The sequence below is a fragment of the Parajatrophihabitans canadensis genome (assembly GCF_053764775.1).
In genome coordinates, this window is the sequence record NZ_CM132445.1 from 2,813,914 (window position 1) to 2,838,010 (window position 24,097).

The window sequence follows — 24,097 nt, forward strand, 5'->3', positions numbered from 1 at the left end:
ACGCAATCGTGATGTCATAGTGATGTCATGAATACGGCAGACTTCACCGCTCGAGTTCGAGACCAGATCGAAGCAGCAGCTGCGTTGGGCGACGAGCGGACCCAGCAAGTCGCGACGGCACTCGCTGCGACGACTGAGGCCGCAGTACGGCTCGCGATTCTCGAAGCCGTCTCGGCGGCGACGACAGAGATCAACGCGGCGCTGTTCGAGGCCGCCGGCGGTCAGCCGTTTCCGGCCGCGTCCGTACATCTGGACGGCGAGGACGTTCGCGTCACGGTGACCCACCCCCAATACGAACCCGAAGACACACCTCGTACAGACGACGGTGAGGCGACTGCACGGATCTCCTTGCGGTTGACCGAGGCGCTCAAGACGGAGATCGAGCAAGCCGCGGCTGCAGCCGACACATCGGTCAACAACTGGCTGGTTCGGGCGGCGATCTCCGCGGTCAATGGTGCCGCCCGCTCGGGCCCAGGTAGCGGCTGGCCACCTGGTCCTGGGTCTTGGGTCCCAGGCCAGTGGGGCTCCGGACCGTGGACCGGAGCCTCAGGACGCAGCTCAGGTCGCGTCACGGGCTGGGTCACCGGATAGCAGTGACCGCGCCTGACACCTCCCTCTCGCTCGCAGGAATCAAACCGCAGGAGTTTTGATGACAGTCCAGACGTTCCCCATCACCGGCCCCATCAATCTGCAATGCCGATTCGGTTTCGGATCGCTGACCGTACGAGCCGAGGACGGTCTGTCCGAGGCAAGCGTTGAGTTGACGGCTCGAGATCCCGAGTCGCGGATTCTCGACAGCACGACAGTCGCAATGCACGGTCCGACCCTTGCCGTCGCTGGTCCACGACCGAACGGCGGATTGCTCGACCTTCCGTTGTTCGGCCGTAAACACAGCGAGCGCGACGCGGTCGACATCGCGGTCACAGTGCCATCAGGTACGGCGATGAAGATCGCGAGTTTCGCCGCTGACATCACGGTTCACGGCCGAGTCGGCGGCGCGGATATAGCCGGCGGCGCGAGCACCTCTCAGTTTGGTCATGTCGACGGCGATTTGAGGTTGCGTGCAGGTACCGGCCCGATCCGCATCGAGCGGGTCTCCGGATCAACAGTGGTTCGCTCCGGCTCTGCCGATATCCAGATCGGCTACGCGGGCGGTCCGGTCGAGATCGCTTTCGGTAGCGGCAGCCTCGATGTCGGTACCGCGGCTGATGCCGTCAAGATGCGAAGCGGCTCCGGAGGCGCCACGATTGCGGCAGCATACGGCGACGTCGAACTCACCACCGGCTCAGGTGCCTTCAGCATTGGGTTGCCGGCTGGTCAGCAAGCGCGCCTTGACATCGTCACGGGGCGAGGCCAGTTGCACACCGACATGCCAGTCGAGCAGCGTCGTTTGGCCGACCCGGCGTCCGACCGCGCACCGCTGACGATCCGGGCCCGCACGGGCAACGGCGACGTCACCGTCAGACGTGCCGAACCAGCGGCAAGTCAGTCGGCCGCTAGTTGATGAACCGGGCGAGAGCAGGACTGAGATCGCCTCGTCCGACCAGTGTCACACCTGATAGCTCCAACCACGACGCAAGCTCCTCGAGTTCGGAGGCCAGATGCTCGGCGACATAGCCGTCATCAACATCTGGCTCCGTCCACGCCGCCTGAACCAGAAGTTTGCCGTTCAGCCGGTCAGCCTTGAGGTCGACACGTGCGACCAGAGTGTCGCCGAGCAGGAAGGGCATCACGTAGTACCCGTGCCTTCGCTGTGCAGCAGGCGTGTAAATCTCGATTCGATAATGGAAGCCGAATAGTCGCAACGCTCGCGGCCGAAACCAGATCAGCGGGTCGAACGGGCTGAGCAAGGACCTCACGTCGATGCTACGAGGCCGCCTCGCTGCCTTCCACAGGAACGCCGGGGCAGTCCACCCGGCCACCGCGATCGCTTCGAGTTCTCCTGACTCGACCAACTCGGCGACCCGTAATTTGGACTCCGCCCGGGGAAGGCGGAAGTAGTCCCCCAGGTCTGGCTCGGTGGCCACTCCGTAGGCCTTGGCCGCAATTCTGATTAGTTCGCGCTGCGCATCGGCTCGGCTCGGCGTCGGCAGGGCATAGATATCGGCGGGCAGGACCCTCTCGATCACGTCGTAGTACCGCTCAAAGTTAACCCGCCGCGCGGCTCCGACCTCGCCTGCCCAGAACAGATATTCCAGCGCGACCTTGCCGTCGTGCCAACTCCACATCTCGCCCGGCTTCTTCGCGGCCCGCTCCATTCCGGTTTGGCCACTGCGGATGGGGCCCTGCAGCGCGACCATCTTTCGCACATCGTCGAGCAGATAAGGCTTTTCGCGAGCGATACGTTGCATTCCGCCCCAGGCTTCATCAGCCGCACCGGCCATCCGCCAGCGAAGTAAGGGGTGCGTTGCGAGCGGTATGAGCGACGCTTCGTGAGCCCAGTACTCCACGTATTCTCGAGTGATTTTGCCGGGCGTATGGCCGGTCAGTCGATCAAGAATGGCCCGCGGATACGGACCAATCCGTGAATACACCGGCAGATAGTGCGAACGCGACAGGACATTGACCGAGTCCAGCTGCAGGATGCCCATCGTGTCTACGGCCTTACGGATCTGGCGCGCGGAGACAGGCCCGTCTGGCCGTGCCGAACCAAAGCCCTGGGCAGCGAGGGCGATCCGACGGGCGGCCGCCGCGCTAAGCATTGCCAGTCGAGCTGAGCGCACGGTTTTAGCCACGCCACCCATTCGATCATGACCATCTGACAGGATCGGCACTGTGACCCAACAAACCGGCATCCCGAATTGGGTGGAAGGCCCATGACGGAAATCCTGAAGAGCATCGGCGATCACGTCGGTGCTTGGCTGTACCTCATCGCGGCGTTCTTCGCGTTTGCAGAGGCAGCCATTCTGATCGGCATGGTGCTTCCGGGCGAAACTGCCCTGCTGGTCGCCGGCTATTTCTGTCACGAGAAGGTCCTGGACCTGCGGATCATGATTCCGGTCGCCATCGTCGCGGCTATCGCGGGCGACTCTGTGGGTTTTGAGTTCGGTCGAAAGTTCGGCCCACGACTGCGCACCTCTCGACTGGGCTACTGGGTCGGCGAGCCTCGTTGGCAGATGGTCGATCAATTCCTGCACAGGCACGGCGGCAAATCGGTGTTTTTCGCGAGGTTGACCGCCGTTCTTCGCGCCTTAATGCCTTCCATGGCTGGCATGAGCGGCATGCGCTATCGCACGTTTTTCATCTGGAATGCGATCGGCGGCACGATCTGGGCTACTGGCTGCATCCTGCTCGGGTGGGCGTTCGCGTCAGCCCTGGACCGCGTAGAGAAGTATCTGACCTGGGCACCCATCGGCGTTCTGGTGGTCATCATCGTCGCGGCGGTCGTACTGCACCGCAGAAGGCGGCGGCGGGAGCGAGTTCTCGACTAGCCCGCCGTACCGAAGCTGAACCCTTGGGACCGAACCAGCCAGTGCCGCTGCGAAAAGCCGGGGTGGTGGACACTGCCAGAGTGCCCGAACTTCCCGAAGTCGAGACCGCCAGGTCAGCCATCGCCGCTGCCGCGCTGAATCGCCGGATCGTTGATGTCGATGATCACGACAGTTACGAATGCCGGCCGCACCTGCCTGGCGAGATCCGGCGGGCACTCGTCGGTCGCACTCTGACCAGTGCGAACCGCCGGGGCAAGTCGATGTGGTGCGCCACCTCCGGCACTGACCACGCGGCGGCGCCCGGGCCTATCCTCGGACTACATCTCGGCATGGCCGGGCGCATCTTCGTCGTGCGAGCTGACAGCACCATCGTCGAGGGCGGGGATCCCATCGTCGGCAGCCACGGTGAGCTCAAGCCCGAGTGGGATCGATTCACGTTGTTCTTTGCTGACGGCGGCTCGTTGCGCCTGTTCGACAAGCGACGCCTAGGTCGAGTCAGGTTGAATCCACCGATCGAGCGCCTCGGCCCGGACGCCTTAGAAATTTCTGCGGCCCAGTTTCGATCGCTGATGAGGTCTGGTACCGCTCAGGTCAAGGCGCGCCTTCTCGATCAGACTGCTCTGGCAGGAGTCGGAAACCTGCTGGCTGACGAGGCCCTCTGGCAGGCTCGTCTGTCTCCAGCTAAGCGGGTCGATCAACTTCAGCCCGCTGAAGTTGATCGATTACACAGGGCCGTCCGACGAGCGGTGAATGCCGCAGTGGCCAACGGAGGCGCTCATACCGGGCGGATGATCTCAGAGCGACACCCAGGCGGCCATTGCCCCCGCTGCCATGCGGAGATGAGACACGGCACCGTTGGCGGTCGGTCGACCTGGTGGTGTTCTGCGGAGCAGTCGCTCTGAGGCACGGTGTCGGGAGGCACGGTGTCGGGAGGCACGGGCACCGATCCGTAGGCTGAACGGCGTGGCAGATGTGAGCGTGCGACCTGCAGCCCCCGCCGATGCCGGCGACATAGCCCGAATCCAGATCGAGACCTGGCGTCAGGCCTACACCAAAGTCCTTCCGGAGGCGGTGCTGCAGTCTCTTGACCCCGTTGCCAGCAGCAGCGCCTGGCAGTTGGCGATCGAGAAGCCGCCAAGCCTGCAGCACCACGTACTTCTCGCCATGGAGGGTGACGCGCGGGTCGGCTTCGCCGCGTTCGGCCCGGATTCGGATGCACAGCCCAACGATCCAGATCCCGAGCGGACCAGCGCCATCGGTGTGCTGCTTGTCGAGCCGCGCTGGGGACGCCGAGGCCACGGCTCTCGGTTGCTGGCAGCTGTCGCCGATCTGGCCGGCGGCGGCGGCACCAGCCGCCTCATCGCGTGGGTTCCTGCCGCGGATACGGCCTCGCTCGAGTTCTACCGGGGTGCGGGTTGGGAAGCGGACGGGTTACAACGCACTCTCGACACTGGCGCAGGCACGGTGGTCGAACTCAGGTTGCATGCTGCGCTGCCGGAATAGTCTGATCAGCCGACCGAGGTATGAGGCGGTGACCGCAGCGGTGCAGAATCGCCAACGTGACGTTCTCCGGTATCCCGTTCGCAGCCCTCGATTTCTACGAAGATCTCGAGGCCGATAATTCCAAACCATTCTGGCTGGCGCACAAGCACATTTACGACGAACAGGTGAAAGTCCCGCTCGAGGCTTTGGCGTCCGAGCTGACACCGGAATTCGGCCCAGCGAAGTTCTTTCGGCCATACCGGGATGTGCGCTTCGCTCGGGACAAGACCCCGTACAAGGACCACCAGGGACTCTATTTCGCAGAGTCCAGGCGGTACCTGCACATCTCCGCGGCCGGGCTCTACGTGAGCGGCGGAATGTTTCACCTGGAATCCGACCAGGTACAGCGTTACCGCCGATCGGTGGACGAGCCTTTGGTTGGCGAAGCACTGGTCAAGGCCCTCAAGGCTGCCGAACGCGGCAAGCTGCAGATCGGCGGTGAACAACTGACAAGGATTCCGGCCGGTTTTGCCCGCGACCACCCACGTGAGGCCGAACTCCGCCGAAAGTCGGTAACCGCCAGCTACGAGTTCGGCTCTCCGGAGTGGCTCAAAACCGCCCGCGCCAAGAGCGAGATAGTCAAGGTATGGCGGATCATGCAACCGCTGATCGATTGGTTGGACAAGCACGTCGGCCCAGCAGAGACCCGCCTCGACCAGCGTCGGTAGGGATCGTCTGAAGAGCCCGCTGTCGTCGCGACACATAACTCTGGGCTAATAATCGCCACCGCTATACGCTCCAGTCCGTACTACTCGATCAACAGCAGTCACAAGGTCTCGACCGATCCGCGGGATCGGCGCGTCGGACTCGTTGGTCGCGCGGCACGTGGACGCCTGCAGCTGATGTTGTTCGCTGTCGCATCTGCAGGCTGCACCTGGACGCCGCTCCTCGTTCGCGGCACCTATCAGTGGAGGAACGCACATGACTGACGGCATCTTGCAGGGCATCAGGGTTCTCGACCTGGCCTCGGGTATCGCGGGCCGGGTAGCTGCGCTGCTGCTAGCCGAATCTGGTGCCGACGTTGTCAAGGTGGAGTCTTCAGAGGCCGCCCAGAATACGCAATCACCTGGTCGGCTGACCTGGGATCGCAGCAAGCGCAGCGTGGGCCTAGATGTCGAGACCGCCGATGGCCGCGAGCAGCTGGAGGCGCTGCTTTCTGCCGCGGACGTCGTGATTCACGAATACGGGCCAACCAAGGCGCGCGACCTCGGACTCGACGATGCCGCTCTCGCCGAACGACACCCGACACTGGTGGCCTGCTCAGTTCTCGCGTGGCCGGCAAACCACCCGGACGCCGATCGGCCCGTCGACGAGCTGCTCGCCATGGCGCGGCTGGGTATCTGCGACGAACAGTTGCCGATGGACCGCGAGGGCCCGGTCTTCATCCGGTTCCCGCTCGGCAGTTGGGGTGCGGTCTACCTCGCGGCTGCCGGCGTCATCGCCCGCTTGATGGTGCGTCTGGACACCGGTCGTGGCGGACCGGCGCATACGAGTCTCGTCCAGGGAGCGTTGGTGCCGATGGGCATGCACTGGGCTCGCTCGGAGACTCCGTCGGTGCCGATGGCCGTCGGGATGCCCAAGCACGGACGTGGCTCCCAGGCGACCTTGGTCGAATGCTCGGACGGCGTGTGGGTGCATCTGATGAAATGTCCGGACGGCGCTCCCCTGATGCAGAAGGCGTTCGCAGAGATGGGCGAGGCGAATGTCGCTGCCGCCAACGAAGCAGCCGGCGCGTCGAACTTCGGCTACCCGAACATGGGCGCCAATATCGTCGCCATGCGCACGCGGCCAAGCCAGGAATGGCTCGCTGATTTCTGGGCCAATGACATCGCGGCCCAGCCCGCGATGAATTTTGGCGACGTACTCGACGATGAGCAGTCACGAGCCAACAGCTATGTGATCGAGGTCGACGATCCGCGGGAGGGCAAGATCACCGTTCCCGGCCTTCCGCTGACGATCGATCCACCACAGCAGGTGCAGCGGCCCGCACCGGACCCGGGCCAACACACGGCCGAGATCTTGGCCGAGTGGGCGGTCAGCCCCAAGTCGCAGGCCACAACAGCACTTCCGGCAGCAACCGCATCGTCAGCGCGATCATCAGGAACGGCCGGACCAGATCGCCGCTGGCCGCTGGACGGTCTGAAGGTGCTCGATCTCGGTAACTATCTCGCTGGGCCCTATGCGCCGATGCTGCTCGCAGACCTCGGCGCCGACGTCATCAAGCTCGAGTCCACCGCCGGAGATTCAATGCGTCCGACCGGCTGGGCATTCGCTGGATGCCAGCGGGGCAAGCGCAGCATCGCCCTCAACTTGAAGTCACCCGACACCCGACCGGCGCTCGAGGCGCTGGTTCGTTGGGCGGACGTCGTCCATCACAACCTCCGCATGCCCGCGGCTCGAAAGCTCGGATTGGATTACGACACACTCCGGGAGATCAACCCGAACCTCGTTTACTGCCATACCAGTTCCTACGGCCCGATCGGAGCCCGCGCCGATTGGCCTGGCTACGACCAGCTGTTCCAGGCACAGTGTGGTTGGGAGGCGCTGGGCGCCGGTGCCGGAAACCCACCGATGTGGCATCGCTTCGGCTTCATGGATCATCAGTGCGCGCTGTCCTCGGTCGTGGCTACGCTTCTGGCCTTGTACGAACAGCGGCGTACCGGAAGAGCACAAGCTGTCGCGGGCTCACTCCTTGGCGCAGGTGTCTTGACCACCAGCGAGACCTATCGTCGATCAGACGGCAGCCTTGCGCCCTTCGACACCCTCGACCACGACCAGACGACCCGCTCCAACGGAGCGCGAATCGTGCAGGTCAGCGACGGGTGGGTAGCGATCGCCCCGGCGACTACAGCCGATCTCGACGCCACGTGCCAGATCGCCGGAGTGAGCGATCAGAGTGCTATCGCGGCAGCTCTGGCGACGCGCTCGGTATCGGATGTCATCGCCGCCCTCGAGGGCGGCGGAGTACCGGTCGAGGAAGTTCGCGAGAACCAGAAGGACGCGTTCTTCGACAGTCCGGCCAACCGAGCGGCTGGGCTAGTCGCCGAGTACCGCCAGGCAGACTGGGGCATGATGCTGCAGCCAGGAGCCATGTGGTTCTTCGGCGACCTCGGGGTCCGCCTCGAACTCGCTCCACCGGGGCTGGGAGAACATACAGCTGCGGTACTTGCCGAAATGGGCATCGACGACACAGAAGTCCAGCGGTTGGTGGCCGAGGGATCCGCCGTCGTCAGCTAGGACCGCGCCTGAGTCGTGGGGAATCCCGCAGCGGCAACGAGTGAGGCTGGCGATCCAACGGAAGAGACCTTCGCTTACGGTTAAAGGACTATGGCAAAACTTCAGCTCAGCCAAAAGGTAGCGGTCAGCGCGGTCTTCGTCGCGGCGATGTTCATGACCATCATCGACACGACGATCATCAACGTTGCGGTACCCACGATTGGGCGGGAATTCAACACCGACCCCGCCCAGGTAGACACCGTCGTGATTGGTTTCCTGGTCAGTCTCGCCGTATTCATCCCGGCATCCGGATGGCTTGGCGACCGATTGGGTACCAAGCGGGTGTTGCTCGGCGCCATCGTGATCTTCACGGCGGCTTCGGCGCTGTGCGGCGCGGCGACGAGCCTCAACGAACTGGTCCTGTTCCGGGTGTTCCAGGGCGTGGGAGGCGGCTTGATGGCGCCCGTCGGAATGGCGATGCTGTTCAGCGTATTTCCACCCGCAGAACGAGTTCGGGCGTCCGCCATCCTGATCATTCCCACTGCATTAGCCCCCGCCCTCGGGCCGGTGCTCGGTGGTTTGTTCGTCGACTATCTGTCTTGGCGATGGGTCTTCTACGTGAATGTGCCGATCGGCGTTATCGCTCTCGTCTTCGGTCTGATCTTCCTCGCCGATCCAAGGCATGAGAATCCGGGCCGCTTCGACTTACCCGGATTTCTGCTCGCGGGCGCCGGGTTGGGCCTGTTCATGTACGGAATCTCCGAAGGTCCGTCGAAGGGTTGGAGCAGCGTCGCTGTCATCACCACATCAATCGTCGGCGCGATATTGCTGGCGGTGCTCGTTTGGTTCGAATTGCGGACCAAAGAGCCCATGCTCGATCTGCGTCTGTATGCGAACCGGCTGTTCAATTCGACTCTGCTCGTCCTGACCCTCATGTCTGTCGGATTCTTCGGCGTCCTCTATCTCGTCGCGCTGTTCTTCCAGGATGGGCTTGGGCTGTCGGCGTTGGAGTCGGGGCTGAACACCTTTCCCGAAGCGATCGGGGTGATGGTGATGTCACAGGTTGTGACCCGTCGGCTCTACCCTGCGCTCGGGCCCCGCAGGATCATGTGCGCCGCGTGCATCCTGGTCGCGGCGATGATGGCCTTACTGAGTCTGGTCGGTACCGGTACGAACCTGTGGCTGATCCGACTGATCATGTTCGTTCTCGGAATGGGCCTTTCCGGAATCTTCATCCCCGCGCAGGCAGCAGGCTTCGCCACAGTCGCGCCGGAAAAGCTCGGACGAGCGACGACCCTGTTCAACACCCAGTCGCGGTTGGGCAGTGCGGTGGGGGTGGCGCTTATCGCCACCATTGCGGTCGCCCTGAACCCAACCCACGTGGTTGACGGTCAGGTCGTGCCGCATCTGGTCGCCTACCGCGCGGGGTTCTTAGCTGCGGCCGCAATTACTCTTCTCGGCGCTCTCGCGGCGCTGACGATCAAAGACGTCGACGCGGCAGCAACCATCGTGCCCCGCAAACCGAAGGTCGCCAAGGTGACGCCGCGTACGGAGCAGGCTCAACCGGTTCGCTGACATCACATGACCGCGCGCCCACGCTGGATTAAGGTCCAAGCCATGACGATGGACTATCCCGGGCTGCTGGTCGCGGTCGACCAATCGCACGAGCGGGTCCGCCACGCGATCTCTACATTGACTACTCAGCAGATGCGGGAGGACTCCGCATTGCCAGGCTGGAGCCGCGGGCACGTAGCAACCCACCTCGCCCGCAATGCCGACGCCCTGAACAGGCTCGCTGAAGGGGTTCTCGCTGGCGACACGCCAGAGATGTACCCGGGCGGTCCGCCCGCACGTGACGCTGCGATCGCCGAGGGCGCTGGTCGGCCCACCGAACTCATCTCGGCCGATTTCTCCTTCGCGAGCAGGCGGGTTCTGGATTCGCTTAGCGCCATCTCGACTGAATTGTTGGGCACGCCGGTGAACTGGCGACTCCCGATCACGGCTCGGGACCTGGTCAGCATGCGCTGGTCTGAACTCGAGATACATCATCTGGACTTGAACGTCGGGTACACCGTCGCGGACTGGCCGGAGAACTTCGTCGTCTCGACATTGCACGCTCAGCTGCAGGCTCTGGCGCGTTCGTCAGCCAATGCCGTGGTACCCGAACTGCCCGCAACGGAACTGCTGGCGTGGCTGGTGGGCAGGCCCACCCGTCCTGACCTACCCCAGCTGCCGCCGTGGCCGTTCTAGGGGTCGTGCTGTCAGTGCGTCACTGAACGTTGTCGCGCGGATGCGCTAGTGATCTGATCGTGCAATGACACGCACCCAGAGATCCGCAGAAGCTCTTGAGTTGCCAACCGAAGACCGGTACGCCGACGTGGTGGAATCCTCATTGGAATTGACCTCGCGGTACGGCGGAACAGTGCCGACGCTGGTCTTTCGGCCGGTCGGTGACGGGCCCCATCCAGCCGTGGTGCTGGGAGTTGAAGCGTTCGGGATCAACGACTTCGGTCGCAGGGTCGCTGCCACCCTGGCTCACCTCGGCTACGTCGTCGTCGTTCCGGATTACTACCGCGGCGCCGGCCTGAAGGACCCTGAGAACTACTCCGACTTCACCGAGGTCATGAGCTTCATCGAGGCGCTGGATTTCACCGCCGGTGCTCATGATCAGCTGACCGCGGTGGATTATGCGGCGTCGCTGGACTATGTCGATTCGACACGAATCGCGGTGTGGGGCTACTGCACCGGCGCCACGCTCTCCCTCCTGGCTGCTGAGCTGTCTGATCGCGTCGCCGCTGCGATCCTGTTCTTTCCCAGCCAACCGACCTTCCCGGAGCTGACCCGATCAAGGCCAGTGCACGCAATCGACCTGCTGTGGGCGCTCCGGTGCCCGACGCTGTTCATCTACGGCGACCAGGACGATGTGATGCCGGCGGCGAGCGCTGATGATCTTCGAGAACGACTGTCGCGCTGGGACGTCGATCACCAGATCAATATTTACCCGGGAGCAGGGCACGCCTTCTCAGCTCCAGAACCCCCGCTACGCAACGACGCCGCGGATCGGGCGGCGTGGCCGGACGCAGTGACCTTTCTGGACGAGCACACAGCGGCAGCCCGATAGCGTCCGTCCGCAGGGACCGGACGGCCTGCAGCTGCCGCCAGCCTCGACCGCCCGACGGGATCAGGTGTCAGCCGGCCTTGCCAATCGCGGTCCGCAGCGCTTCGCGCGCCCGTTTCCGATCGCCCGCGAGATCGTAGGCCTGGGCAAGGCGAAACCACCCGGTCCAGTCCTCGGGCGAAGCTTCCACCTGTCGGCGTCGTGTTTCAAACCAGGAATCGGCCGCCGCGCGATCGAGACGGCCGGACGCCCGGCGCGGCAATTCAGGCAGCGCCGTTGATAGCCCTTCTGCGTGCATCCGCTCGGCCAAGCGCTGGCTCGCAGCACCGAAGCGCAGCTCAGCGACGACCACCCAGAGACCAACCAGCGGCAGAATCAAGACGGCAATGCCCAGCAACTTGAGAACCCAGCGTTCCTGTTCGAGGAGATAGACGCCGCGAATACCGATCAGGATGAAATAAGTCGCCATCGCGAACAGCAGGATCGCTACCACGATGAGAGGATTCGCGCGTCTCATCGGCGGCCGGTTTTCAGTGCTCGCGCATCGGTCGGCAACTGCTGATCGGGCTGGCATTCCAGCGAATCCGCTGTCGGAGGGCGCGTCATAGGCCGAGAAGCGGATCCAACCCGACGGTAAGCCCGGGACGCTTCGCTACCTCACGGATGGCCAGCAAAACACCAGGCATGAACGATGCCCGGTCGAAGGAGTCATGGCGGATGATGAGCGTTTCACCATCCGTGCCAAACAGCACCTCCTGATGTGCAACAAGGCCGGTAGCCCGAATCGAATGCACTCGCACCCCATCGAGGTCAGCACCCCGTGCTCCGGCGACTTCGCTCGAGGTCGCGTCGGGCATTGCACCTAGGCCCGCTTGCTTTCGCGCCTCGGCGATCAGCATTGCCGTGCGCGTGGCCGTACCTGATGGCGCATCAGCCTTGTCAGGATGATGCAATTCGATCACCTCTGCCGAAGCAAAATACGGCGCGGCCAACTCGGCGAACCGCATCGAAAGAACAGCGCCGATCCCGAAATTCGGCGCGATGATGATGCCGAGCCCGGGCTTGTCCGCCAGCCACGTCCGCAGGGTGTCGAGCTTCTCATCGGTGAATCCGGTCGTGCCGACTACAGCGTGAATATCGTTGTCGATGGCAAATCGCAGATTTTCCATCACCACGTCGGGGTGGGTGAAGTCAACGATGACCTGAGCGTCGGCATCGGCAACCGAGAACAACCAGTCACCGATGTCAACCATCGCTACGAGATCGAGGTCGGGCGCAGCGACCGTTGCCTTACAGGTCTCCTGACCCATGCGGCCTCGAGCTCCAAGCACGCCAACGCGAATCGGCTCCGTCACGTCCGTCATCTCCTCTTTCTCTTCCAGCCAGCCATGGGGGCCCATCAGACCGCGGTATCGAAATCGTGCGTGTCAAAGGGCCCGACGACCGTGAGGCACCGCGGCCGCTGCAATAACTCGGCCGCCAAGTCGTTGACCTGTTCGACATCGACCGCGTCCACCCCGGCCAGCAACTCGTCAACGCCGAGGACGTCGCCGTAGCTCAGTTCCGCCTTACCAATCCTGGTCATTCGTGAGCCTGAGTCTTCCAGGCCAAGTACCAGACCGCCACGCATCTGGCCCTTGCCGCGTTCTACCTCTTCTGCAGTGAGACCCTCTGCTGCGACCGTGTCCATTACCGAACGCATGATCGCCACGACCTCGTCCGCCTTCGCTGGTTGACAGCCTGCATACATCGCGAACAACCCGTCGCCGGCATAACCGGAGGTGAACGAATACGTCGAGTAGGCCAGACCGCGCTGTTCCCGGACCTGCTGAAACAGCCTTGACGACATACCACCGCCGATTGCAGTTGATAGAACGCCAAGGACGAAGCGGCGGTCGTCCATACGTGACAACCCAGAGCTACCCAGGATTATGTTGGCTTGCTCAGTCTCATCTCCGACAATCCGGATGCTTTCCACCGGCGGGTGTACGGTCGGCCGCGTCGAGCGAGTGGTCGCGGTTCTGGTCGCGTCCCCAGTCCGACCGAGTCGGCCTTTTTCTCCTTGATCAGCCGGATCCAGTCTGCCTTCGAAAGACCGACGGACAAGTTTGACAACCTCGGCGTGATCTATATTGCCCGCGACGGCAACGACCATTTCTGATGGCTTGTAGCGACGGGCGTAGTACCCGTAGATCTGCGTCCGCGTGAGCCGTTGAATCGACTCCTCAGTACCGAGGATGGGGCGCCCGAGCGGGCTGTCGCCGAACAGCGCGCCACAGAATTCGTCATGGACGAGATCGGAGGGGTCGTCATCGCGCATCGAGATCTCTTCAAGCACGACGGTTCGCTCGACATCGACATCAGCGCCGGTAATCGTGGCGTTCAGGACCACATCGGAAATGACATCAACTGCGAGCGCAAGCTCACGATCGAGCACCGTGGCGTAGAAGCACGTGTGCTCCTTCTCGGTGAACGCGTTGAACTCGCCACCTACTGAATCCATCGCGGCTGCAATATCGAGAGCAGAACGTGTCCGGGTCCCCTTGAACAGCAGATGTTCGAGAAAGTGGCTGGCGCCGGCGACCGACGGGGTCTCGTCTCTCGAACCGACTCCGACCCACACGCCGACACTCGCTGAGCGCACGCCAGGCATTGCCTCGGTAATGATGCGAAGTCCGCCAGGTAGCACCGTTCGTTTGATGACGCCGCCGCCACTGGCGGGCAAGGTCCTGGTCGAGGTGCGTCGGGTCACCGACACAGCCTAGTTGCCAGCTAGCCTTGGTGTGCCCTCAACCACCCTGGATGCGCTAAATGTCAGGGCGTCCGGCGCGCCCAAGCATTGGGGTCTTCGATCATGCGCCGCACGTGGGCCGGCATCTTGCCCGTCAGCAACTGCTGGAGAGACGTCTCATCGAGCACCCGTCTCAGGCTCGCGCGAACCGCAACCCATAGCCCGGGAAGGTGCTCGGCCAGCCCGATGTAGTTCATCTCGTCCGGCCGGAGACCGCGAACCTCAGCAAGCGGCCCATCGACTGCTCGAATGACGGCGCCGATCGAGATCTCAGTGGCCGGTCGAGCCAGGGCGTACCCGCCATCGGCGCCACGCATGGATCGAACGATGCCAGCCCGGCGAAGGTCACCCAGGATCGCTTCGACGAACTTCTTGGGTAGTTGCTGATCGCCGACAATGACATCGATCTTGACCAGTGCGGGTGCCTTGGCCGCAAGCTCGAGCAGGGCTCGGACCGCGTAGTCACTCTTCGCTGAGATCTCCACCGGGTCATTCTCTCAAATCCTGCAGAAATTGGGAGAATATCGTCGAGACCGCGCGCGGCGGTCGTAGCGACTGCACAGCCGCCCGGCCAATCGTGCGGGTCTCGGCTCAGCCGGCCCGCGGGATGAGCGTGGACGCGTCATGGGCTGGTCTTAGCCAGACGATGCTGCCGGCCTGCAAATCCAGCGCGTCAGACTGTCCCCTGGTCAGTTGAACCCACGGCTGGCTCTCACCGGCATCCAGTTCGGCGCGGACCTCAAAACCGATCCGGACGAGCCGCGACACCTTCGCCTGAACCGCCCCGACTACGTCGCTCGTGAGAACCTCGATGTCATGCGGTCGTACCAGCTGTCCATTGAGCTCGGTCACCGGACCGAGAAAACTCATCACGAAGTCGTTCGCGGGATGATCGTAAAGCTCGTTCGGGCTGCCGACCTGCTCTATTCGTCCCTGGTTGATCACGACCAGGGAATCCGACACCTCTAGAGCTTCTTCCTGATCGTGGGTGACGAATACGGTGGTCACATGCACCTCGTCGTGCAGGCGTCGCAGCCAATCCCGCAGTTCTTTGCGGACTTTGGCGTCGAGTGCACCGAATGGCTCGTCCAGTAGTAGCACCTTCGGTTCGACCGCCAGAGCGCGAGCCAACGCCATTCGCTGACGCTGGCCGCCGGACAGCTGGGACGGCAGCCGTTCGGCGAATTGGTCGAGGTGCACGAGCTCGAGTAACTCGTGCACGCGAGCCCGAATCTCTGCCTTGGGTCGCTTGCGTATCTCCAGTCCGAACGCGACGTTGCGGTATACCGAAAGGTGCTTGAACGCCGCGTAGTGCTGAAACACGAAGCCGACATTGCGCCTTTGGGCGGGAACTCCGGTCGCCTCGACGCCGTCGATCACTACCGAACCACTGTCCGCGTCTTCCAGGCCGCCGATGATACGAAGCAAGGTCGATTTGCCGCCCCCGCTCGGGCCGAGAAGCGCGGTGAGTTGACCAGTCTCGACATTGAGATTGACGTCGTCGAGCGCCACGAAGTCACCGAACCTCTTGTGAATGTGGGTTGCGGCGATACCCATTTCAGGCACCTTCCTGAGGGCGGATGAACGAAATTCCAATGATGCACACGGCCGCGACGATGATCAACACGACCGACAGCTGGTATGCGCCAGTCTCGAATTGCTCGGCATGCTGATCGACAAGGAGCGTAACTGTCTGGGTCTGCCCGGTGACATTTCCGGAGACGACCTTGACCGCGCCGAATTCTCCGATGCAGCGAGCAATACTGAGGACGATGCCGTACGCCAGCGCCCATTTGATTGTTGGCAGCGTGATCCGGAGAAAGCGCTGACCCGAGTTTGCGCCGAGCGACCTGGCGGCCTGTTCCTGATCGATGCCGGTTTCCTGCAGGACTGGTAGCACTTCGCGGACAACGAGCGGCAGGGACACGAAACAGGTTGCCAGGATCATTCCGGGAGTCGCGAAAATGATCTGAATTCCAGCGTCGCGTAGTGCTGGACCGAACCACCCGGTCCGAAATCCGAAGACGAGGATCAGGGCGAACCCAACAACGATTGGTGATACGGAGACGGGTAAGTCGATGACGAGACCGAAGATACGCTTTCCAGGAAAGGAATATCTCGCCATCAAGATCGCGGCACCGATGCCAAAGACGGTATTGATCAACACCGCAGATCCGGCCACGATCGCAGTGAGTTTGAACGCGTGTACGGACTCCGGAGCGGTCAGAGCATCCGCGAACGCGCTCCAGCCCTGTTCGAAGGTTCGCCAGAACACGGTACCCACCGGCAGTGCGACAAGTAGCGTCACGTAGACCAACGCTACATAGCGCAGGGTCCAACGCGCCGGACGGGATTTGACGAGTTGATCAGGCACGGCGGGCCGACCAATATCCGACCGCGGCGACGGCCGCCATCACTAGCAAGCTGATGATCAACAACACGGTCGCGGTCGCGGCCGCTTCCGACAGCGCATCGTCTTGAATCTGGTTGTAGATGTACAGCGAGGCGATCTGCGTTCGTTGCAGCTGACCGGAGATCAGCACGACCGATCCGAACTCCCCCATGGCGCGGCCGAACGCTAGCGCTGACCCCGAGAGAACCGCGGGAGCAATCGCAGGCAGCACGATCCGCCGAAACGTCGTCCAAGGACCGGCGCCAAGCGAAGCGGCCGCCTCCTCAACGTCTCTCTCGAGCGCGAGTAGCACGGGCTCCACCGAGCGCACCACGAAGGGCAGGGTCACGAACAACAACGCAATGATGATTGCGGGCTTGGTGGCGTACAGGTGCACGCCGATCGGGCTGTGCGCGCTGTACAAGGTCAGTAGCACGAGGCCCGCGACGATGGTCGGCAGTGCGAACGGTAGGTCGATGACGATCTCGAGAATTCGCTTACCAGGAAACCGATCCCGCACCAGCACCCACGCGATGATCGTGCCCATCACGGCATTGATCACGCCAACGGCCAGGGATGCCAGCACCGTCAACCGAATGGCGGCGAAGGCCTCGGGGTCGGTGAATGCGTTGGCAAAGCCGCTCCAGCCGCTGCCGGTGCCCTTGGCGATCACCGCCGCGAGTGGCAGTAGGACAAGGATGCTCAACCACAGGACCGCGAGGCCTAGCCCTGCGGTCGACAGCGGTCCCATCCGGAACTGGTCAGCAGGGCGCTCACGTCGGGGCGCCCTGCTGACAGCTTGCTCAGTTAACGTCGAGGTCATCCCGAGCTTTTCAAGATATTCGTGATGATGCCCTTGGACTTGTCGAAGTACTTCGTGTTCACGCTGCTCCAACCCCCGAGATCAGTTATCTTCGTCAGCGTCTTCGGCGTCGGGAAAGGGTTGGCCGGATCGTTGGCACCCTGAACCTGTCCCACCGTCACGCCGGGCAGCACGGGACGGTAGCCCTTGCTGGCAAAGATGGTTTGACCAGCATTGCTCTCGACATAGGCAAGAAAGTCTTTCGCTGCCTGGTTCGCACTCTTGGTCACCGCCGCCGGGTTCTCGATCAGGAAACTGTCATCGGGTACGACGTAATCGAGTGCCTGCTCCTTCTGCTTGGCTCCAATCGCTTCGTTCTCGTACGAAATGAGCACGTCGCCGGTACCGCTCAAGAACGTCTGGGTGGCTACCGCCCCACTCGCCGGCTTGCTGACCAGGTTGGCGGCGAACTTCTTGAGGTAAGCCTCACCGCCGGCCTCTCCCCCGCCGTTGATGTAGCCGTGCGCGAAGGCGGCCAGCAGATTCCACTTGGCAGAGCCGGACGAACCCGGATCCGGTGAGACGATCTTGACCCCGGGCTTGACGATGTCGTCCCAGCCCTTGATTCCCAGCGGATTGCCTTTACGAACTGCGATGACCACGATCGAGTCGGACACCAGGCCCTTGGTCGGACCAGTGTTCCAGTCCTCACTGACCAGATCAGGTACCAACTTCGTCATGTCGGGCTCGATCGAGAATGCTACGTAGTCGGCCGCCTGGCCATTCGACACGGCCCGACTTTGATCGCCGCTCGCGCCGTAACTGGCTGAGAACGTGACGCCCTTACCCTGATCGGTCGTGTTGAAGCCCGCGCTGAGCGCATCGTAGGCGGGCTTTGGAACGGAGTAGGCCACGATGGCAACCTTGGATCCGCTGTTGCTACCACCTGCGGCGGCACTGCTGCTGCCGGTCTTGTCAGAGGCATTCGAGGACGACGAACACCCCGTCAGCCCGATCGCGGCGACGACTGCCACGGTCAGCGCGGCCAGCGGGATGCGCGCTCCCCGCGAGCCAAATGAACGGAACGTTGCCATAAGACCGTTGCCTCCTATTGAGTCTGTGTTTCCCATCGAACTAGAAGAGATTACGACAGGTTTCGCTTCTAACCAACATGACGGGAATCGCATTCCCTCCCGCAGGCCGGGAACCACGTTTCGAAATGTGGGATTCCGCACCCATCGCCGTCGCAGACTACGGATGCTTGCATATCGAGCAGGCAGAGTATCTAGGAAATGCTGACTGGATCGCCCACCCGAAGTGTGCCGGTTGTTACCGGAATGAGACGGGTTCCGAACCACGTCGCGCCCGACCAGTTGCGGTGGCGAGCAATCGTCCTGATCGGCTCCTTGCCCCTCTCGAGTGTGATCGGATCGACAGTCGTCATTACGCAACGATCACACAATTCGCTCGTCCGAAAGGTCACATTTCCAATTCTCAGGGCAGACCAGCCGTCCTCGGCAAAGGGGGCCACCTGGTCTGCGGTGTCGCTGCTTATCACTACATTCGGTCGGAAACGCATCATTGAAAGCGGCTGGGGCGCTTCGCGGGCCCCGGTGTCCGGATCATCGGTGCGGGCGGATTCCTCGGCTATCCACGCGTTCAGTCTCGCCAGCGAAGCTTCGTGGGTGAGCAACAACGGTCCAGCGTCTGCAAGGCTCATCACGTCGTTGTCGCGCCCACCATGCCGTTCGCTGACCGCTCTGCGCTTCGGATCATCGAGCCAGACCAGATGAGCCGACTGCGAGATCGCTTGGCTGATCCAATCGTCCGCGGCGGTGCCAGCGGCCAGAGCGTACTCGAGTCGGGAGAACTGGACTGGAAGGCGGCCCGCACGCGTCGGTGCGCTGACATACAGTGGCTCACTCTCGGGTGCGTCCAGAAGCAGCGCGTTCTCGGGCTGTGGCGTCGCCGTGACTGAAAACAGCTTCGCGTTGGTCCTGGCCGTAATGTTCGCGCCGTGTTCGTCGATCACCATCCAGCGTCGGTCGTATCTCAACCCCCACGGCTCGACAGTCGCGAGCTCAAGGTCGATCGAGCGAGTCGACTTGACCGGATAGATGTGCAATGAGCTGAGCCTCATAGCCCCAACGCTAGCTGCTGAAACAAAGCTGAGGCGGGAGCTCGGTGTTTCTCCGATGCCCCCGCCTCAGCGAGTTCTTCAACTACGACTAACGGGCCTTACTCAGCCCCGACCGTCTCTGCCACTGGAGCGTCGGCAGGGGCCGCTGCTGCGCCGGCGGAGTCTTCGGTAACCGGCACGAGGCTGATCTTGCCCCGCTGATCGATCTCGACGATCTCGACCTGCAGCTTGTCTCCGACGTTGACCACATCTTCGACCTTGCCGATGCGCTTGCCGTTGCCGAGCTTGGAGATGTGTACCAACCCGTCCTTGCCGGGAAGCAGGGACACGAACGCGCCGAAAGCCGCGGTCTTGACGACCGTGCCGAGGAATCGTTCGCCCACCTTGGGCATCTGCGGGTTCGCGATCGCGTTGATTCGATCGACCGCGGCCGCCGCTGACGGCCCGTCGGAGGCACCCACGTAGATCGTGCCGTCGTCTTCGATGGTGATCTGAGCGCCGGTCTCGTCCTGAATCGCGTTGATCATCTGCCCCTTCGGGCCGATCACTGCGCCGATCTTGTCGACCGGAATCTTTACGACCGTCACGCGCGGTGCGTACGGGCTCATCTCGTCCGGACGATCGATGGCCTCGGCCATCACGTCGAGGATGTGGAGGCGCGCATCCCGCGCCTGCGACAGGGCTGCTGCGAGTACCTCTGACGGAATTCCGTCCAGCTTGGTGTCCAGTTGCAGCGCCGTCACGAACTCTTTCGTGCCGGCCACCTTGAAGTCCATGTCACCGAAAGCGTCCTCAGCACCGAGAATGTCGGTGAGCGCGACGTACTCGGTCTTGCCATCCACGGTGTCGGAGATGAGACCCATGGCAATACCCGCAACCGGAGCCTTGAGCGGAACGCCGGCGTTGAGTAGGCCGAGGGTTGAGGCGCAGACCGAACCCATCGAGGTCGAGCCATTTGACCCGAGCGCCTCAGATACCTGGCGAATCGCGTACGGGAATTCGTCACGGCTCGGCAACACGGGGATCAAGGCACGCTCAGCGAGTGCACCGTGACCGATCTCGCGGCGCTTCGGTGAGCCCACTCGTCCGGTCTCGCCCGTCGAATAGGGCGGGAAGTTGTAGTTGTGCATGTACCGCTTGGTGCGATTAGGGCTGAGCGTGTCGAGCTTCTGCTCCAGACCCAGCATGTTGAGCGTCGTGACACCCAGGATCTGAGTCTCGCCACGCTCGAACAGCGCCGAACCGTGCACTCTCGGCAAGACCTCTACCTCGGCCGAGAGTGTCCTGATGTCAGTCAAACCACGGCCATCGATACGTACCTTGTCGCGAAGCACGCGCTGACGGACCAGCGCCTTGTTCAACGACCGGTATGCCTCGCTGATCTCCTTCTCGCGGCCCTCGAACTGGTTTGCAAGTTCTGACTTGGCGAGGTCCTTGATGCGGTCAAGTTCCAGCTCGCGCTCTTGCTTGTCAGCAATGGTCAGCGCGGCAGCCGCCAGTGCGCTGTAGCCATCCTTGACCGCTGCGTAGACATCGTCCTGGTAGTCGAGGAACACCGGGAACTGCCGGGTCTCCTTGGCGGCAGCCGCGGCGAGCTCGGACTGCGCGCGACACAATGCGGCGATGAACGGCTTGGCAGCTTCCAGGCCTTGGGCCACGACCTCCTCCGTCGGCCGCGTGGCGCCACCGGCGACGAGCTCGATGGTCTTCTCGGTAGCTTCAGCTTCGACCATCATGATGGCGACATCGCCGGACTCGAGTAGGCGCCCGGCGACCACCATGTCGAAAGTCGCCCGCTCGAGCTCGGACTGAGTCGGGAACCCGACCCATTGACCGTCGATCAGGCCGACACGAGTGCCGCCGACCGGACCGTTGAACGGCAATCCAGAGATCTGCGTAGAGGCTGACGCGGCATTGATCGCAAGTACGTCGTAGGCGTGCTCGGGGTTCAGCGCCATGACCGTGATGACGACCTGAACTTCGTTGCGCAAGCCCTTGATGAAGGTGGGCCGCAACGGACGGTCGATGAGGCGGCAGGTCAGAATGGCGTCTTCGGACGGCCGGCCTTCGCGGCGGAAGAATGAGCCGGGAATTCGTCCGGCCGCGTACATACGCTCTTCGACGTCGACGGTGAGCGGGAAGAAGTCGAATTGCTCCCTGGGCGACTTGCCTGCCGTGGTGGCTGACAGAAGCACGGTGTCGTCGTCGAGATATGCGACGACAGCGCCGGCGGCCTGCTTGGCCAGCCGACCGGTTTCGAATCGAATGGTACGGCTCGGGAATGAACCGTTGTCGATGACGGCCACGGATTCGTGGACGACGGCTTCGGACATGTGTGTCCGCCTCTCTGTAGGCAGCGTGCGCCGTTGCGCACACTGTTACGGGAGCCGGAGCGGAACACTGCACTCGCACGTCGATTGCCGATCATTCTCGGCGGGGTGCGGTGCCGGTCTTCGATCGAAGCGTACGAATCCGTTCAGCGCGGGCGCTGAACCGATCGCGGACGCCACTACCGAGGACCGACCTCGTTGAGCCGCACTGCTTCGGCACTACCTCGTGCCCGCCGTGTCCAGCTCCAGCAATATCAATGAAATTGTCTAGCTACGTCGTTGCCGCCGGACGTGCCGCGGCGGGCGCCTCAGGTTCTGCGTCCCAGTAAGCCCAGTAAGCCCAGTAAGCCCAGTAGCCCAGTAAGCGCTTGCGAGCCCGAGCCGAGCAATTCAGGACCTGAATGCACGGTGCGGCGGCCTACCCAGGGTGACGAAGGCAGGCCGCAAATTGCGTTATCGACGCAAACCGAGTCGCTCGATGATCGAGCGGTAACGGTTGATGTCGGTTTTTGTCAGGTAGTTCAGCAGACGCCGGCGCTGGCCGACAAGCAGGAGCAGACCACGACGACTGTGGTGGTCATGCTTGTGAATCTTGAGGTGCTCGGTCAGATCGGAGATCCGACGGCTGAGCATCGCGATCTGGACCTCAGCCGAACCGGTGTCGGCTTCGGAGGCACCGTACTCGATGACAATCTGCTTCTTTACGTCCTGGGCCAACGGCACGGGAGTCTCCTTCATTCTCGATGCAGGCGCGCCCCATCGGTTTGAGTCACGACGGGTGATAAACGCACGCTACGTATGCACGCCAAATAAACCGTGCACTCTGGGTAACTCTACCAGCCTCGGCAGGCACCGAGCTCACAGAACTCCCCCATCGCAAGCAGGTGGCTGCTTTCAGGCAAGCAACAGCGAACGGGTGCGCTCGACGTCGTCGGCCATCTGCACGACGAGGTCGGCGATCGAGTCGAACTTGACCATCCCCCGTAGACGGCTGACGAACTCAACGCCAAGGTTCTGGCCATACAGGTCGCCATCGAAATCGAGAATGTAGGCCTCGACCGAACGATGTCGACCATCAAACGTCGGATTCGTCCCGACCGAGATCGCCGCGATCCTGGACTCGGTGTCGGTCCGGGTGTTTCCCCACTCGTCGAGCCGGACGACCCGTCCGGCATAAACGCCGTCGGCGGGAACAGCAGCGAAGGTCTCAGCGCGCACGTTTGCGGTCGGGAAACCGAGATCTCGGCCGCGCTGATCGCCGCGAACGACAACGCCGTCCAAACGGTGCGGGCGGCCCAACGCGTGACTTGCCGCGTCCAGATCGCCGGCCTCGACGCAGGACCGAATGTAGGTGGAGGAGATTGGACGGCTCACCTCGGAAAGCAGCGGCACGCCCTCGGCGTCGAAGCCAAAACGCTGGCCCAGTTCCACGAGCATCGAGACATCGCCAGATGCCTTGTGCCCGAATCGAAAATTCTCTCCAACGACCACAGCGTCGGCATGCAGGTCTGCCACCAACGCCTGATGCACGAATTCTGCCGGGCTGAGGTGGGAGAACTCGACGGTGAAGGGGATAAAGACCACCACGTCAACGCCGAACTGCGCAGCCAGCTCGGCCTTACGCGTGTTGGTGGTCAGAAGTGGCGGATGGCTGCCCGGTCGCACCACCTCGGACGGGTGCGGCGTGAAGGTGATCAAGACGACCGGTAGATCACGTGGGCGGGCGACGTCCTTGGCTCGGGCGATGATCTGTTGATGCCCGCGGTGCACACCGTCGAACACGCCGATCGTCGCCACGCAGCGACCCCAACCGGTCGGAATAGCCTCCAGCCCGCGCCATCGCTGCACGCTTACCGCCCGTCCGGAATCGAGATGCCCGAGGACGAGATCCAGCTCAGGGCCAGGACGTAGCCCGCCACACCGAGGCCGACGATCACACCCGACGACACCGCGGAAAGGTAGGACTGATGCCGAAACTCCTCGCGGGAGTAAACGTTGGAGATATGCAGCTCCACCACGGCGGCAGTCCTCGCCGCCACGGCATCACGAAGGGCAATTGACGTGTGCGTCAACGCACCAGCGTTCAACACCACCGGAATTGCTGCGTCGGTGGCTTCGTGGACCCAGCTGATCAGCTCAGCCTCAGAATCAGATTGGCGGACTTCAACGGTGAGGCCGAGTTCGTCACCCGCAGTCACGCACATCGCCGCCAGCTCGTCATACGTCGTGCTTCCGTAGATGCGCGGTTCACGCGTACCCAATCGCCCCAGATTCGGACCGTTGAGGACGAAGCAGCGCTGGCGGATTTGATCGCTGCGATGCTCGCTCATAGGGA

The 24,097-nt window shown here is 62.8% G+C and carries 24 protein-coding genes; 10 read left to right on the forward strand and 14 right to left on the reverse strand.

The window, feature by feature from the left end:
• The first annotated feature begins 27 nt into the window (after window positions 1-27).
• Both ACSMXN_RS13640 and ACSMXN_RS13645 read left to right on the forward strand, forming a co-directional pair.
• Window positions 28-591 carry a hypothetical protein gene (locus tag ACSMXN_RS13640; protein WP_022912017.1) on the forward strand — a complete coding sequence of 188 codons (564 nt, stop codon included), beginning with the start codon at window positions 28-30 and terminating at the stop codon, window positions 589-591.
• A 58-nt stretch (window positions 592-649) separates the two neighbouring features.
• A complete protein-coding gene (locus ACSMXN_RS13645) occupies window positions 650-1,504 on the forward strand; it encodes a hypothetical protein (RefSeq protein WP_022912018.1) in 855 nt (284 codons plus the stop codon).
• Here ACSMXN_RS13645 and ACSMXN_RS13650 read toward each other — a convergent pair.
• Window positions 1,497-2,702, reverse strand: coding sequence for a winged helix-turn-helix domain-containing protein (locus ACSMXN_RS13650; protein ID WP_035943093.1), 1,206 nt, complete (start codon window positions 2,700-2,702; stop codon window positions 1,497-1,499). The genes ACSMXN_RS13645 and ACSMXN_RS13650 overlap by 8 nt on opposite strands.
• A gap of 114 nt (window positions 2,703-2,816) precedes the next feature.
• Between ACSMXN_RS13650 and ACSMXN_RS13655 the strand changes: the two genes are divergently transcribed.
• The 8 genes from ACSMXN_RS13655 (at window position 2,817) to ACSMXN_RS13690 (ending at window position 11,310) form a co-directional block, all read left to right on the forward strand.
• A complete protein-coding gene (locus tag ACSMXN_RS13655) occupies window positions 2,817-3,431 on the forward strand; it encodes a DedA family protein (RefSeq protein ID WP_022912020.1) in 615 nt (204 codons plus the stop codon).
• A gap of 80 nt (window positions 3,432-3,511) precedes the next feature.
• Window positions 3,512-4,333, forward strand: a complete 822-nt coding sequence (locus ACSMXN_RS13660) for a DNA-formamidopyrimidine glycosylase family protein (RefSeq protein ID WP_027139107.1) — start codon at window positions 3,512-3,514, stop codon at window positions 4,331-4,333.
• A 61-nt stretch (window positions 4,334-4,394) separates the two neighbouring features.
• Window positions 4,395-4,934: a GNAT family N-acetyltransferase gene (locus tag ACSMXN_RS13665; protein ID WP_027139108.1), complete on the forward strand. Its 540-nt coding sequence runs from the start codon at window positions 4,395-4,397 to the stop codon at window positions 4,932-4,934.
• Between the two features lie 56 nt (window positions 4,935-4,990).
• Window positions 4,991-5,641: a DUF2461 domain-containing protein gene (locus ACSMXN_RS13670; RefSeq protein ID WP_022912023.1), complete on the forward strand. Its 651-nt coding sequence runs from the start codon at window positions 4,991-4,993 to the stop codon at window positions 5,639-5,641.
• Between the two features lie 253 nt (window positions 5,642-5,894).
• On the forward strand, window positions 5,895-8,210 hold the full coding sequence (locus ACSMXN_RS13675; RefSeq protein WP_022912024.1) for a CoA transferase: 2,316 nt from the start codon (window positions 5,895-5,897) through the stop codon (window positions 8,208-8,210).
• Window positions 8,211-8,300: 90 nt separating this feature from the next.
• A complete protein-coding gene (locus ACSMXN_RS13680) occupies window positions 8,301-9,764 on the forward strand; it encodes a DHA2 family efflux MFS transporter permease subunit (protein ID WP_022912025.1) in 1,464 nt (487 codons plus the stop codon).
• A gap of 42 nt (window positions 9,765-9,806) precedes the next feature.
• Window positions 9,807-10,439, forward strand: a complete 633-nt coding sequence (locus ACSMXN_RS13685) for a maleylpyruvate isomerase family mycothiol-dependent enzyme (RefSeq protein ID WP_081648983.1) — start codon at window positions 9,807-9,809, stop codon at window positions 10,437-10,439.
• Window positions 10,440-10,503: 64 nt separating this feature from the next.
• Entirely contained in the window at window positions 10,504-11,310 is an 807-nt protein-coding gene (locus tag ACSMXN_RS13690; RefSeq protein ID WP_022912027.1) for a dienelactone hydrolase family protein, read from the forward strand.
• Window positions 11,311-11,377: 67 nt separating this feature from the next.
• Here the strand turns inward: ACSMXN_RS13690 and ACSMXN_RS13695 are convergent, their stop codons facing one another.
• The 13 genes from ACSMXN_RS13695 to aroQ all read right to left on the reverse strand — a co-directional run bounded on the left by ACSMXN_RS13695 (window position 11,378) and on the right by aroQ (window position 24,092).
• Complete coding sequence (locus ACSMXN_RS13695; RefSeq protein ID WP_455407588.1) at window positions 11,378-11,800, reverse strand: hypothetical protein; 423 nt, start codon at window positions 11,798-11,800, stop codon at window positions 11,378-11,380.
• 109 nt (window positions 11,801-11,909) lie between these two features.
• Window positions 11,910-12,671 (reverse strand): 4-hydroxy-tetrahydrodipicolinate reductase, encoded by a 762-nt coding sequence (gene dapB, locus ACSMXN_RS13700; RefSeq protein ID WP_081648984.1) that lies wholly within the window; start codon window positions 12,669-12,671, stop codon window positions 11,910-11,912.
• Between the two features lie 35 nt (window positions 12,672-12,706).
• Window positions 12,707-14,059: a M16 family metallopeptidase gene (locus tag ACSMXN_RS13705; protein ID WP_455407589.1), complete on the reverse strand. Its 1,353-nt coding sequence runs from the start codon at window positions 14,057-14,059 to the stop codon at window positions 12,707-12,709.
• Window positions 14,060-14,121: 62 nt separating this feature from the next.
• On the reverse strand, window positions 14,122-14,583 hold the full coding sequence (locus tag ACSMXN_RS13710; RefSeq protein WP_022912031.1) for an Rrf2 family transcriptional regulator: 462 nt from the start codon (window positions 14,581-14,583) through the stop codon (window positions 14,122-14,124).
• A gap of 106 nt (window positions 14,584-14,689) precedes the next feature.
• Complete coding sequence (locus ACSMXN_RS13715) at window positions 14,690-15,655, reverse strand: sulfate ABC transporter ATP-binding protein (RefSeq protein WP_022912032.1); 966 nt, start codon at window positions 15,653-15,655, stop codon at window positions 14,690-14,692.
• A gap of 1 nt (window position 15,656) precedes the next feature.
• Window positions 15,657-16,472 (reverse strand): sulfate ABC transporter permease subunit, encoded by an 816-nt coding sequence (locus ACSMXN_RS13720; protein ID WP_022912033.1) that lies wholly within the window; start codon window positions 16,470-16,472, stop codon window positions 15,657-15,659.
• On the reverse strand, window positions 16,465-17,313 hold the full coding sequence (gene cysT, locus ACSMXN_RS13725) for a sulfate ABC transporter permease subunit CysT (protein WP_027139112.1): 849 nt from the start codon (window positions 17,311-17,313) through the stop codon (window positions 16,465-16,467). Before cysT ends, ACSMXN_RS13720 begins: the two co-directional genes overlap by 8 nt.
• Window positions 17,310-18,386 (reverse strand): extracellular solute-binding protein, encoded by a 1,077-nt coding sequence (locus ACSMXN_RS13730; RefSeq protein WP_022912035.1) that lies wholly within the window; start codon window positions 18,384-18,386, stop codon window positions 17,310-17,312. Before ACSMXN_RS13730 ends, cysT begins: the two co-directional genes overlap by 4 nt.
• A 191-nt stretch (window positions 18,387-18,577) precedes the next feature.
• Window positions 18,578-19,432 (reverse strand): MOSC N-terminal beta barrel domain-containing protein, encoded by an 855-nt coding sequence (locus ACSMXN_RS13735; RefSeq protein WP_022912036.1) that lies wholly within the window; start codon window positions 19,430-19,432, stop codon window positions 18,578-18,580.
• 98 nt (window positions 19,433-19,530) lie between these two features.
• On the reverse strand, window positions 19,531-21,765 hold the full coding sequence (locus tag ACSMXN_RS13740; RefSeq protein WP_022912037.1) for a polyribonucleotide nucleotidyltransferase: 2,235 nt from the start codon (window positions 21,763-21,765) through the stop codon (window positions 19,531-19,533).
• A gap of 450 nt (window positions 21,766-22,215) precedes the next feature.
• Entirely contained in the window at window positions 22,216-22,485 is a 270-nt protein-coding gene (gene rpsO / locus ACSMXN_RS13745; protein ID WP_027139114.1) for a 30S ribosomal protein S15, read from the reverse strand.
• A 171-nt stretch (window positions 22,486-22,656) separates the two neighbouring features.
• Entirely contained in the window at window positions 22,657-23,610 is a 954-nt protein-coding gene (locus ACSMXN_RS13750; RefSeq protein ID WP_022912039.1) for a bifunctional riboflavin kinase/FAD synthetase, read from the reverse strand.
• 2 nt (window positions 23,611-23,612) lie between these two features.
• Entirely contained in the window at window positions 23,613-24,092 is a 480-nt protein-coding gene (gene aroQ, locus ACSMXN_RS13755) for a type II 3-dehydroquinate dehydratase (protein WP_022912040.1), read from the reverse strand.
• Window positions 24,093-24,097: the final 5 nt, after the last annotated feature.